The organism is Vallitalea sp., assembly GCF_025211055.1.
GTDB lineage: Bacteria > Bacillota > Clostridia > Lachnospirales > Vallitaleaceae > Vallitalea.
In genome coordinates this window covers 1-13,762 of the sequence record NZ_JAOARO010000101.1, presented here as the reverse complement: position 1 = coordinate 13,762, position 13,762 = coordinate 1, and the positions used below count along the sequence as shown (strand labels likewise).

At 28.0% G+C, this 13,762-nt stretch carries 13 protein-coding genes; 11 read left to right on the top strand and 2 right to left on the bottom strand.

The annotated features are described in order from the left end of the window. Window positions 1-2: 2 nt before the first annotated feature. The gene (locus N4A55_RS16965) at window positions 3-674 is read right to left on the bottom strand and encodes a Crp/Fnr family transcriptional regulator (RefSeq protein ID WP_293758598.1); all 672 of its coding nucleotides are present in this window, start codon (window positions 672-674) and stop codon (window positions 3-5) included. A 158-nt stretch (window positions 675-832) separates the two neighbouring features. Continuing rightward, window positions 833-1,576 (bottom strand): DUF2087 domain-containing protein, encoded by a 744-nt coding sequence (locus tag N4A55_RS16700; protein ID WP_293758596.1) that lies wholly within the window; start codon window positions 1,574-1,576, stop codon window positions 833-835. Window positions 1,577-1,820: 244 nt separating this feature from the next. Here N4A55_RS16700 and sigI point away from each other — a divergent pair, with 244 nt between their 5' ends. The 11 genes from sigI (at window position 1,821) to N4A55_RS16645 (ending at window position 13,424) form a co-directional block, all read left to right on the top strand. Beyond that, the gene (gene sigI / locus N4A55_RS16695; protein WP_330666454.1) at window positions 1,821-2,510 is read left to right on the top strand and encodes an RNA polymerase sigma-I factor; all 690 of its coding nucleotides are present in this window, start codon (window positions 1,821-1,823) and stop codon (window positions 2,508-2,510) included. An 11-nt stretch (window positions 2,511-2,521) separates the two neighbouring features. Next, window positions 2,522-3,613: an anti-sigma-I factor RsgI family protein gene (locus tag N4A55_RS16690; protein WP_293758594.1), complete on the top strand. Its 1,092-nt coding sequence runs from the start codon at window positions 2,522-2,524 to the stop codon at window positions 3,611-3,613. A gap of 80 nt (window positions 3,614-3,693) precedes the next feature. Beyond that, window positions 3,694-5,160 carry an S-layer homology domain-containing protein gene (locus N4A55_RS16685; RefSeq protein ID WP_293758592.1) on the top strand — a complete coding sequence of 489 codons (1,467 nt, stop codon included), beginning with the start codon at window positions 3,694-3,696 and terminating at the stop codon, window positions 5,158-5,160. Between the two features lie 216 nt (window positions 5,161-5,376). After that, entirely contained in the window at window positions 5,377-6,261 is an 885-nt protein-coding gene (locus N4A55_RS16680) for an ABC transporter ATP-binding protein (protein WP_293758590.1), read from the top strand. 3 nt (window positions 6,262-6,264) lie between these two features. Beyond that, complete coding sequence (locus N4A55_RS16675; protein ID WP_293758587.1) at window positions 6,265-7,062, top strand: ABC transporter permease subunit; 798 nt, start codon at window positions 6,265-6,267, stop codon at window positions 7,060-7,062. Between the two features lie 33 nt (window positions 7,063-7,095). Further along, on the top strand, window positions 7,096-7,890 hold the full coding sequence (locus tag N4A55_RS16670; protein ID WP_293758583.1) for an ABC transporter permease subunit: 795 nt from the start codon (window positions 7,096-7,098) through the stop codon (window positions 7,888-7,890). Between the two features lie 12 nt (window positions 7,891-7,902). Beyond that, a complete protein-coding gene (locus N4A55_RS16665; protein WP_293758580.1) occupies window positions 7,903-8,280 on the top strand; it encodes a CoA-binding protein in 378 nt (125 codons plus the stop codon). A 507-nt stretch (window positions 8,281-8,787) separates the two neighbouring features. Further along, window positions 8,788-9,270, top strand: a complete 483-nt coding sequence (locus tag N4A55_RS16660) for an LURP-one-related/scramblase family protein (RefSeq protein ID WP_293758577.1) — start codon at window positions 8,788-8,790, stop codon at window positions 9,268-9,270. 113 nt (window positions 9,271-9,383) lie between these two features. Continuing rightward, window positions 9,384-10,115 carry a flavodoxin family protein gene (locus N4A55_RS16655; RefSeq protein WP_293758574.1) on the top strand — a complete coding sequence of 244 codons (732 nt, stop codon included), beginning with the start codon at window positions 9,384-9,386 and terminating at the stop codon, window positions 10,113-10,115. Window positions 10,116-10,217: 102 nt separating this feature from the next. After that, window positions 10,218-10,793 carry a hypothetical protein gene (locus N4A55_RS16650; protein WP_293758571.1) on the top strand — a complete coding sequence of 192 codons (576 nt, stop codon included), beginning with the start codon at window positions 10,218-10,220 and terminating at the stop codon, window positions 10,791-10,793. Window positions 10,794-10,913: 120 nt separating this feature from the next. After that, a complete protein-coding gene (locus N4A55_RS16645) occupies window positions 10,914-13,424 on the top strand; it encodes a GH39 family glycosyl hydrolase (protein WP_293758568.1) in 2,511 nt (836 codons plus the stop codon). The last annotated feature ends 338 nt before the right edge of the window (window positions 13,425-13,762 follow it).

Here is a 13,762-nt window from a genome sequence, read left to right as displayed (position 1 = left end):
AACTAGAATAAGCAATCTTCAAGCATTTGGAGGTTGCCTATTTTTATAATATTCTTATGATAGTCAATGATGCCTCTATCTTTCATAAGAGCAAGTTCTCTAGATAGAGATGGCCTTGTAACGCCTAATGTTTCAGCCATTTCTTTTCTTGATATATTTAGTTCTATATACAGGTTTTGTTGTTTCTTATATTCTGAGAGTAGGAAATCAGCTATTTTCTGACGCATGTTTTCGTAGGAAAGATTTCTGAGTTTTTTATTGAGTGTCAGTATTTTGCTGGATAGTACATTGAGAAGATTATTCATTATTATTGATTGATGTTCTATAAGATCAATAATCTGTTTTTTGGAGATATAAAGTACCTCTAATGAGTTACAGGCAACTAAAGTTGAAGGGTAATATTTCATGTTAGAAAAAAGGATAACTTCTCCAAAGATATCACTAGGATTTAATCGTGTTACAGTAATGGATTTTCCCATAGGGTATATTTTCCTTACTTCAATATTACCCTCAAGAACAATCCCTATTTTATTGCATTCTTCACCTTCCGTACTGATTATCTGTTCTTTTGAATATTTGATTACATCATACTCTATGGAAGACAAAATAGACTCAATATCTTCTGTGTGTATATTTTTGAATAAGGAACAGTTCTGTAGTATATTAATTAGCATAATAAATACCTCTTTTTTAATAATTTTTCTAATAGAAATGAAGTTGCTTTCTTATAGTTTAATTTATAGAGTTGATAATTTCAAGTACATATATAAAGTATTCATTATGCTAATATGGATTTTTAAATATATATATGATTTAATTCAACCATTTAGGATTATTTAACCCAATAATAACTGCAATCATTAGTCCTATCTAGATAACCATACTCGATAAGGTATCTTCTAATAATAGCATAATCTTCATATATTCTTTTTAAGATTCTATTTATCTCTGTTTCTCTATATCTATAGTTTGGTTTGAAATTCTCTGCAATATGCCTTAGAATAATTATTTTCCTTTTCTCTTTGGAAGGTAGATCCTTTAATTTACCTTCTGGTGTAAAATACCTTTTTACGATTTTTTTACTTTCATCTTCCGTAATTACGTATCTGTCATCAACCATTGTAGCAGTTTTATGGGGCTCTATTATTATATTATTATTAGTATGGGTACTTGCCAATTCCATCAAAACTGTAAATATTTTTGCTTGTTTTTCTTTCTCTCGTAATTTGAATCTATAGTTTCTAATGGTAGATTCAGAGATATGCAGCTCTTTTGATGTTTCTTTATCATTCATATTTTTATAAAAGCATTCTAATACTTCTTTTTGATTATCAGTCAATCCAGTATACTTTTTATTGAGGGTAATCAAAAAATTGAATGTTCCACCATGTACTTCTTCAACGTGATACTGCATTCTCTTTTCCGATGTCATTAGTTGATTATTATAATCGTGAATTATGCCATTTTCTAATTTTTCTCCACATATAAGACAAATATAATTACCGTCAATCTCATCATATAAATAACCTTTTTTTAAATCATCAATACTTGCATTCCAAAATAAATCATTATTCATCAGTTTTAACACCTCATATATCATTTGAATCTATAATATCATATAAACACAATTAATGCAAACAATATTATAAAAGATTTGTAAAAAAACAAACGATATTAGATATGGTTTGCATATATAATTTGAAATAACATTTATAAAAATAATAAAGTATTTATTTTGCAATTGACACACACCATTTGGCAAAAATTACCATTTGTTTGAAGCTATATAATCTTATACTATAAGTAGGGAGGTGAAAAAGTTGGAAAAGGACAAGTCGCTAGATGAGATGGTATTATTAGCGAAGGATAACGTACATATAAGGAACACTCTTATAGAGCAGTATAAGCCTTTTATAGCATCAATAATTCAAAATAAAATAGGTAGATATATTGAATATGGTATTGACGAAGAACTATCAATAGGTTTAATTGCATTCAATGAAGCTATTGATAAATATGAAAAAGATAAGGGTAGTTTTTTGACTTTCTCAAAGATAGTTATAAGTAGAAGGCTTATTGATTATCAAAGAAAAAATCCTAATGTTGGTAATAATATTATACTTTGTAATGATGATCATACTAAGGATATAGATTTGGTTGATAAGAAAAGTCTTGATATATATAGAATCAAAAATGAAAATGAGTTAAGACAATTGGAGATAATAGAATTCAAAAAAGAGTTATTGACTTGGGGGCTTGACTTTACCAAACTTGTTGAGCATTCTCCCAAACATAAGAGTACTAGAAGATTATATAAAAAAATAGCTACTCTAATTGTTTCAGATTGTGAACTAATGAATTATATACATAATAATAAAAGATTACCTGTTCAGAAAATAACAGAAAAAATGAAGATACACCGAAAAAAAATAGAACGAGGACGAATATATATTATAGCCCTAATAATTATTATAATGGGTGATTATGAATATTTAAAAGAATATCTATAGGAGGTGAATATATGCGAGCAGTAGTTATGGAGATATATAGTAATCATATAATAGTCTTAACAAGAGATGGTCAGTTCAAAAAGATTAAAAAACCTAATAATTATATAGAAGTCGGAATGGAAATAAATATTAATGGAATGACAAATACAAATTTCAGAAGAATAGCAGCTATTATTGTTATAATATTCCTTATTAGTGGATTTGGAGTTAGTGCCTATGCATATTATACACCTTATGGATATATTAATATTGACATTAACCCAAGTATTGAAATTATATACAATAGATTTAATAGGATATTAAAGATTAATGGTATCAATGAGGATGGAAAAAATATGGTTGATAACATATCTGATTATAAAAATAAGAAGGTAGAAACAATAGTAGGTGATATAATAGCTGAAACAACGTTAGACAATAATGATGAAATTAATGTATTACTTACATTTGATAAATTAGAAGATAAAACAATAGACAATGTAAAACGATATTTAGATGAAGATAGTAAGGTAAATGTATATGCTGTAGAAGTTCCTGAAGATGATTATAAACAAGCGAAGGATGATAATGTATCACCAGGAAAATCTGCTTTGATAGATGAAGTTAGAAAAGTTGCACCTTCGTATAAAAAAGAAAAACTTGAAGAAATAACAATTGACGAGCTTATAGAAGTCATAGAAGATAAAATAAAAACAGAGGATAGTAAGAATAAAAGTAATGTTAAAAGATTGAGAAAATCAAAGTCTGATAATAATAGAAATGAAAATAAGAAACAAGATAAAAAACAAGAAAATAAAGAAAAAAGAGATAAGGAAAATAAAAAAGTTAATGCCAATAAAGTTAATAAAAAAACTAATAGTAATAGGGAAGAAATAAAAAAAGAGGGTAAAAAAGCATTAAAAGAGACCACAAATAATAAAAATCCTGTAAATAATAGTAAAAACAATAAACAAGATAAAGCTAAAACAAAAAATGAAAACGATGACAGATATAAAGATGTTAAAAGCATAAATATTAAAGAAAAAGGAAACAGGAAAGATGGTGCTCATGGTAACCAAAAAAATAATGAGTATAAAAAATCTAAAAAATATAAAAAAAAATAATAATACCCCTAAAATGGAAGAAATGTCTACGAATAGATAATATACCCAAATGAATAAACAAAAAATAGGAGGTTATTATTTTGAAGAAGAATAAAATAGTGAAGTTGATTACAATGATGTTAGCTTTTTCTCTGATATTCTCTAATGCTACTATGGCAAAGAATCATAGTTATAGAGGTAATAAAGGAAAGAGTAAGATTAGTTGGAACGAAATTTACAAAAAATATGTTGGACAATATAAAAAATGGGAACATAAATATACAAAGAAATTCCAAGATGTTGAAAGAGACCATTGGGCTAATAAAGATATTGAGCGTATGAGTGTCAAGAATTACATTTTAGGTGATGGAAATGGTAAATTCTTACCCAGTAAATCTGCTAAGAATATTGAAGTTATCGTAATGACTCTAAGAATCATGGGATGGGAAGATGATGCTAAAGGTTTAGATGAAATTCCAGAGCTAATAGAAGAAATTGATGTACCTGAGTGGGCGGTTCTATATTTGGCTTATGCTTATAAAAAAGGTATTATCACAGAAGATGAATTAGAAGATTACGATGTTAACAAACCAGTAAAAAGATATATGGTAGCTAAATATATCATTAGAGCGTTAGGGATGGAAGAAAAAGCTAATGATAATGAAGAAGAAGAGTTGGATTTTGATGATGATTATTTGATTCCAGAAGGAAATTGTGGTTATATATACTTAATTAATAAATTAGGATTGATGTCAGGTTATAGAAAGATATTTAATCCTAAGGGTAATTTAACAAGAGCTGAAATGGCAATTCTATTTTCTCGATTAGATGATAAAATAGATTGCGATAAAGATGAGGTAGAAATGGGAGAATTTGTTCAAATAGTTAATGGTATCATTACTATAAAAGATGATTTTGAATCTGAAAGATATCTGCTTAGCGAAAATGTAGTTATCTATGATTCTAATAATAACGAGATCAAATTAACAGACTTGAAAGTTTCAGATAAATTACAATTAGAATTCTTCGATCATAAAGTAGTGTATATTGAGGTATCAAAAGAAAAGGTGGACAAAATCCTACAGAATTATAAGGGGAAAGTTACTAAGGTTGTAGAGTCAGCGGAAGAAAGCAAAATAAGTATTTTGGATGACCATAAGGAAATGTCTTTTGTATTAGATAAAGATACTATAATCAAAGAAGAAGGAAAAGATGGTTCATTAAAGATTAACGATATAAACATAGGGGATATAGTTATGATAACAAAAATTATCGAAGGAGATAATTCATACATATCACAAATTGAAATTAAGATTGAAGAGATAGTAACAAAAGTTTATGAAGGAGTAGTAATGATTCTTACAGAGACGACAACTAATAGATTAATTACTATTCGTAAAGACGATGATACAGAAAAAATATTTATAGTTGATGAAAATACTGTGATTAAAAAAGAAGGACAAGATGATGAGTTAGAAGTTAATGATATTAAAATAGGAGACGTAGTCAAGATAACTGAAATTACTGAAGGGGATAAAGTTAACATAACACTAGAGATAATAGACTAAAGATTTGATATAATTTAATATGGTTGCTCTTGACTGTATCATGATATAGCTTATGGAAAATATAAGTTGTAGGGTGGTCCAGTCATTTTTTGTTTAATAATATATTGAATTATAAAAAAATATATGCTACAATATTATTGACCGAAGTAGTCAATAATAAATACATTGGTTTTAGAATATACTAATTCTTAATCTATCAATGAAGGAGGTTATCATATGCATATCATTGAAACAGAAAAACTTACTAAATACTATGGTAAATCAAGAGGAATAATTGATGTTTCTTTGAAAGTTGAAGATGGAGAGATTTTTGGTTTTATTGGACCAAATGGAGCTGGTAAGTCAACAACTATAAGAACTTTATTATCATTGATTTATCCAACAAGCGGTAGTGCTAAGATATTTGGGAAAGATTGTATCAAAGATGGTGCCAAGATAAGAAACAATATAGGTTATCTTCCATCAGAAGTTTTTTACTATGATAATATGAGAGTTATTGATTTACTAAAATATTCTGCTAGCTTTTATGATAAGGATTGTACAAAACGTATTCATGAATTAGCAGAAATATTGAATCTGGACCTTAAGAAGAAAATAGATGATTTATCCTTTGGTAATAAGAAAAAAGTTGGGATTGTTCAAGGATTACTTCACGAACCAAAATTAATAATACTTGATGAACCAACAGGTGGACTTGATCCATTGATGCAACAGAAATTTTTTGATCTAATAAGAGTAGAAAATAAAAAAGGAGCAACAATATTTTTTTCATCCCACATATTAGATGAAGTACAAAGAATGTGTGACAGAGTTGCTATCATTAAAGATGGTAAAATAATTAAAACTGAAAGTATAGAATCTTTACGTCAAAGTAGATATAAAAGATTCAGGATTGAATCTCATAATAATCTTCAAAAGGCTGTGTTTGATGTTAATGGTGTTACAGAACTTGAGGTAAATGATAATAAAGCAACATTTTTATATAAAGGCGATATCAATATAATGATTAATAAATTAGGTGGAATAGAACTGGCTAACCTACTAGTTGAAGAACCAACTCTTGAGGAGGTTTTCATGTACTACTATCAAAAGGAGGTTTAAAATATGAATATTTATAAGTTCGAGTTTAGGAAATATCTAAAAAGTAATATAATATGGACTATTTCTATATTGGCTGTTCTGTTCTTGTTTGTATCATTATTTCCTACTTATTCAAAAGAGGCAGAGCAGTTTGAGAAGCTTATAAGTCAATTCCCTGAAGCTTTCATAAAAGCAATGGGTCTAAGTAATATGAGTGTATCACATATAATTGGTTACTATAGCTTTGCATTTTCATATATTCTTCTTATAGGAGGTATATTCGCTATGAAACTGGGACTGGATATAACTTCAAAAGAATCAAGAGATAAGACATCAGATTTTTTACTTGTTAAACCTCTAAGAAGAGCTAATATACTAACTCCTAAGATTATGGCTGCATTGACTCATGTTGTAATAATGAATGTACTATTTTTCGTTTTTGCTTTAATTGCTGTAGAGGCATTTAAAAAAGTAGATTATAACTTTACTGATTTCTTACTATTGACACTAAGCTTATTGTTTGTACAATTGTTTTTATTCTCATTAGGTATTCTAATAGGAACTATTGTTAATAAGTTAAAAAGCGTTTTGCCAGTTACGCTAGGTGTTGTATTTGGATTCTATATAATATATCTTTTTAATCAAACAGTAGAAGATGAAAAATACAGCTATCTATCACCATTTGGTTTTTTCGACAGCGGATATATAACTGAGAACTCAGCGTATTCTGTATCACATTTAATAACGTCAATATCATTAACAGTTATATTTATAGTAGCTTCATATGTCATATATCAAAAAAAGGATATTCCTTCTGTATAGTATATGAAGGAACATTGGATAGGAGGAAATTCTATGAATATTGTTCTGAGAGAATTACGTTCGTATAGGAAAGCTCTTATTATATGGAGCGTCTGTATAATTATATTTACTGCTATGGCTTTCGCAAAATATGCCGGATTTGCAGCTATGGGCAGTGAAGCCAATGAATTATTGGAAAGTCTACCTGATTTTATGAAGAATGCATTTGGTTTGTCTTCCTTGAATCTTACTGAAATAAAAGGATATTATAGTGTTTTATTCATGTACTATGCATTGATAACTGGAATACATGCAGTAATGTTGGGTGCAACAATAATATCAAAAGAAGCAAGAGACAAAACAGCAGATTTTCTCATGGTAAAACCAATAACAAGAAGCAGTATGATTACAAGTAAAATAATAGTTGGTTTCATAGATGTTCTAATCATTAATATTGTAACAGGGTTAACAACCATTGTTTTTGTAAATATAAATAATAATGGCGAATCCATAATTGGTGGTCTCATTAATGGTATGGTTGTACTATTAACAATACAATGTATATTCTTTAGTCTTGGTTTAGCCATATCATCATTTACTGGAAAAGCTAAAAAAGCAACAACAATATCAACAGGTATAATACTCATAATGTATTTCTTGGATGTTTTTAGAAATATATCCGATAAACTGGATTTTGTCAAATATATAACTCCATTCTCATATTTTGATATTATCAAAGTGCTGAATGGCAATGGTTTTGAAGCATTATATATTGTGTTGTCAATAATTATCATAGTAGTAAGCATCGTTCTTACGTATACTAACTATCAAAGAAAAGATATTTTATAAAGGAGCGATCATATGAGCGTAGAAACAATAATGTTGGAATCAAAAAAATGGGCTGTAGTAGGAGCAACTGACGACCAGGATAAATTTGGGTATAAAATATATAAGAAATTAAAAGATAACAACTACACAGTCTACCCAATAAGTGTCAAATGCAAAGAAATAGACGGTGATAAGGCATACAAAGAACTAGCTGATTTACCTGAAAAAGTTGACGTAGTAGATTTCGTAGTCAATCCAAGAATAGGAATATCAATCATAAAACAATGTAAAGACCTAGGAATAAAAAACGTTTGGCTTCAACCAGGTACCGTAAGCGAAGAAATACTACAATACGCAAAAGATAACGATATCGAAGCCGTACAAGCATGCGTTCTCGTTGCCCTGTCATAGAGTAACTATTCAAGAATTTAAATTATATGTAAAAAAATTGCCAATCGTTAACCGATCAGAAGAAAAAGTGTTTTGTGATTATATTGAAAGGGTATAAAGAGCAAAAGAGTATATGTATATGTGAAGTAGTGAGGCAGGACGCCGAACCCAGCTTTTAATCTGACAGCCCTACTGGACTGTCAGAAATAATAATGGACTCGATGTCCATTGTTATTTGATGAGTCTCAGGACGAGCAAGTAGCTGGCGAAACATATACATATACTCTTTTGCAAAAACCACGTCAGAACAAAAGAATTTTTCTGACCTACTTGCAATAAATTAATCTGAAACTTTTGAGGAAACTCAAACTACCTATATTGATAAAAACCCATAATAATGATAAAATATAATTGATTATAAATAATCTAATAATACAAAATTTAGAATTTATGTCATTAAAAAACGCCTTAATATTTATTATAAGTATTATGGCGTTTGTAAAATAATTTAATGAGGGTGATTATTCAATGAGATTCCAAGTAAGGGAAAAAATATTTAGTTTTGGAGATGACTTTACTATAAAAGATGAAATGGGGAATGATTTTTTTATAGTAAAAGGTAAAGTATTCAGCTTAGGTGACAAACTACAATTATTTGACATGAATGGAGAAGAAATATTCTATATAGAACAGAAGCTTCTAAGGATGCTACCCGAATACACTATATTCAGAAAAGGTAATCCAGTTGCGTTAGTCAAGAAAAAGATTGCTTTTTTTGGTTCTAAGTTCAATATTGAAAGTGAAAACGGTTATTATGATATAGACGGTAGACCTTTTAATTATAATTTTTCCATAATGAAAAATGGTAATATAGTAGCTACAGTATCCAAAGAATTTTTTAGCTTCTCTGATACATATGGTGTTGATGTTAATGATAATGAAGATTATGGATTTATCATAGCCCTGGTAATAGTCATAGACCAGATAATTCATGATAACCATAATCATTAACAACTATTAATAATGTTTTAGTAAAAGTTGATAATATCTTTATTAGATACTTATGATATATAATTATGGGATAAAGGAGATTATAGGTATATAATTAAAAAGAAGGTGTGAGAATGAATAAAAAAGTTTTAGCGATAAATAGTAGTAAAAGAAAGCGGAATACTTATGGATTGTTAATTGACATCAAAGACCAATTAAAAAAAATCAATATTGAAGTTGAGATCATTAATCTACATGATTATAACATAGAGATATGTACAGGTTGTGAATCTTGTATATTAAAGGATAAATGTTTCTTAGATGATGATATGGATATGTTGATGAATAAATTGCAACAATACGATGGAATAATACTTAGTACTCCAATATACCTTAACAATATTAGTGGAAAACTTAAAATATTTATTGATAGAACTTGTAGATGGGTTCATAGACCAGCTATAACTGGAATACCAATCATGAATGTAGTAACAACATCTTTTTCAGGTATATATAACACATTAAAATATATGGATAATGTAGCTATTCAATGGGGAGCTTTCCCAACTGACAACATTAGTAGAAAAGTAACAACCATAGAAGATAAAGTACAACCAAAAGAATACAAAAATTTTGTAAAACATATTATGATGGATAAGAAATTATATAAACCTAGTATACAACAGTTAATATATTTCTCAGTATCTAAAGTGCTTGCCCAAAAAGTTATTAAAAGAGACTCTAAATACTGGGAAGAAAAAGACTGGTTATCAAAAAAATATTTTTATGATGCCAAAATTAATATATTCAAAAAGATTATAGCTAATAAATTCTATAGAATGATATATAAAAAAGTAAAATTATAGTTTTCTAATTCATTTCTAATTGTTATTAGTGCAAAAATATGGTAAAATGAATAAGATTAAAAAACAATCATTAATTAGACTAAATATGAATGAGGGTTGACCATGAAGAAAGACACTATAGATACTTATATTATGCTTTCTGATACTGGTTCTGTATTGAATAGATTAATCAAATTCTATACCAAAATACCATATAACCATGTATCGGTTGCACTGGACGAAGAGTTGAACGAGATGTACAGTTTTGGTAGAAAATTCCCTAGAAACCCTTTAATTGGAGGATTTGTCAGAGAATATATTGACAAAGGAACTTATGCTCGTTTTAAAAATACTACTTGTTTAATATGCAAAATGGAAATAACTAAGGAGCAATATGATAAATTAATTAAGAACATAGAACATTTTAAGAAGCGAAAAAGAAGATACTATTATAATATATTTGGTATTTTTACAGTGATGTTGAATATACCAATAAAAATTCCATACGGATATGTGTGTACCCATTTTGTATCACATATATACGAAAGAAGCGGTGTAAAGCTCTTTAATAAAAGAAGTACATTAGTTTCTACAGTTGATTTCTATTATCTTAATAGAATGAAGTTACATAAAGTATACGAAGGAAAATTATCAGATTTCTGTAATGAAAGAGAATACCAACAATTTATGGTAGGATAAAATTTATTCAAATAATCTTTAGCTCAAGATAAGTAGTCTTGAGCTTTTTATAATAGAAAGATAATAATGATAAATAGGATATAAATGGTAATAATGACATAAGATATATATGATAAGGTGGTGAGAGTAATTAAGTCTTCTTATGAATTAATTAATTATCACGGTGGATTACCATTAAAGATGTTTATACACAATATAAACTACACTATGTATCATTGGCACAAAGATATTGAATTAGTATTTGTTCTTGACGGAGAAGCACGTTTTTTTGTTGAAAATAAGAACTACTTATTAAGCCAAAATGATATTTTACTTATTAATAGTAATGCTTTACATTCTAGTGAATATGAAAAACCTAACTTAATACTGGTTTTACAGATTGATCCCCAGTATTTTGAAAGTTATTATAGAGGTTTTTCTAATATATTGTTTGATTGTAAAAGTATTGGACAAGACAAAATAGATAAATATGATGATATAAGAAAACTATTAGCAGAAATGATGCTTGTCATAAATAGAAAGCAAGAAGCCTATTATATTAGAATTCAACAACTGCTTTTTGAGCTTATACTATTATTATTGAAAAGACATAAAAGAATTGAACTAACTAATTCTAAGACTATTATAAAAGATAATGAACAATTAAGTCGTATAATACAATATATTGATGCGAATTACAAAAACAATATTACTCTTAGTGATCTAGCAAGTTTAGTATATATGAACGAGTCTTATTTTTCATCTTATTTTAAAAAGAATATTGGTATTAGTCTTACTAAATATTTAGCAGCAATGCGTCTACAAAATTCTATAAAAGATCTTCTCAGCAAGGATAAAAATATTAATGAAATAGCATTATCTAATGGCTTTGCCAATGAAAAGTCATATTTTAAAGTTTTCAAACAAAGATATGGAATAACGCCTACTCAATTTAGAAAAAAGACTATAGGAGATGTGTACAGTCATTCTTATTCTAACAATGAAGAGTTCAATTACTTTAACTACAGTAAAACAAAAGCTTTTGAGAAATTACTAAGTTTTACTAAGGAAGAAAAAGGTATTAAAAAAATATACAAAGATGAGAATGATGAACTTGATACAAAATTAAAAGAAATAAATGTCAATGTTACCCATATTTCTGGACAGTTAAAACGGTCATGGTCAAAATTGATGACTTTTGGCAGAGCAGCGGAAGGACTGAGAGGTGAGTGGCAGAAACAGCTTAGGGAAGTACAGAAGGATATACCTTTTGAATATATAAGATTTCATGGAATATTTTCTGATGATATGATGGTCTATCATATTGATGAAGAAGGTAAACCAGTCTATAATTTCAGGCTTATCGATCAACTAATTGATTTTTTTATGGAAGTTAATATAAAGCCATTTGTTGAAATTGGATTTATGCCTTATGATTTGGCTTCTAATAAAAAACAAACTATTTTTTGGTGGAATGCAAATGTAAGTTATCCAAAAGATATGTCTAGATGGATAGAATTAGTTAATAGATTTTTGATTCATTGTATAGATAGATATGGATTGCAAGAAGTTAGGACATGGTTTTTTGAGATATGGAATGAACCAGATCTAAAAGATGCATTTTGGTATGGTAATGATGAAATGTTCTTTAGATTATTCAAAGAGACTTTTACAGCAATAAAAGATATTGATCCTATGTTAAAGGCTGGTGGTTGTGGAGCAACCAGTGGAATTGCTGAATGGAATATGAAGTTGATGGATTATTGTTTGGAGAATAATCTAGCCATTGATTTTATCTCTATTCATCCTTACCCTATTGAATTAACGAATAAGTCTCAAAACCAATTTTTTTATAAAGGAAAGCAAGTTGTTAAATATATATTTGCAGATAAAGATTTTATTATTAATACAATAAAACAGTTAAAAGAACAGTTGAAAATGAAAGGGTTAAATAACCTAGAAATTCATATAACGGAATTCAATTCTAATGTTCAGTGGGATTATGTTAATGATACAATGTTCAAAGCTCCATTTCTAGTTAAGAATGTTTTGGATAACTATAATCTGGTTGATAGTCTGGGATATTGGGCTTTCACAGATATCTTTGAGGAGAGATGGATGTCACCACATATTTTTCATGGAGGTTTTGGTTTTGTCACCAACAATGGATTGAAGAAACCAATATATCATGCATATAAACTATTAAATAAGCTAGGAGAAGAACTCATTTCAAGAAATAATGATTATATAATTACCAAGAAAGGTTCTGACTATCAGGTATTAATATTCAATTATCATCATTTTGATAGTCTATATAAAAACTCTGATGAGTCATATATGAGTTATCTTGATAGATATGAGGTTTTTGAACGTCCTCATAGAAAAATTGTGAAATTGATTCTTAATGGGCTAAATGGAAATTATAGAATCAATACTTACAGATTAAACAGAAATCATGGATCAATATTTGACAATTGGCTTAAAATGGGTGCAATAGAGGAGATGACAAAAGAAGAATTGGACTATCTAGAGTCTATATCCAAAATGCAGTTAAACATTAAATATATTAACATAGATAATAGATTTACAGATGAAATACAATTAGAACCTCATGAAGTTCAGTTGGTAGAGTTTAACAAGATAATAAAATAATAGCCTTATTAACAAAAAAAGAACAGTAAAATTATAAAAAAAGGGAAGAATTATTTAAAATACCTCAAAAGAGCCTGAGACGGCTCTTTTTTTGGTGGATTTTGCTAATAAGATGTAAAAATGGTTAAAAATCAGTATAGAATATACAAAAAAAGAAAGGTATCTGATAGTTGTTATAGAATATAATTAATTTAGATTAGTATAATCTCTCGGAATCTTGAGAGATCATGTCAGCAAAGCTGACAAAAGCACTTTGACAAGTAAATATTGTCTGAATTACAAATAAAAGTAGAAAAATGGGTAAAAGAAATAGACATAACTGCTGTTATGCTTTAAAA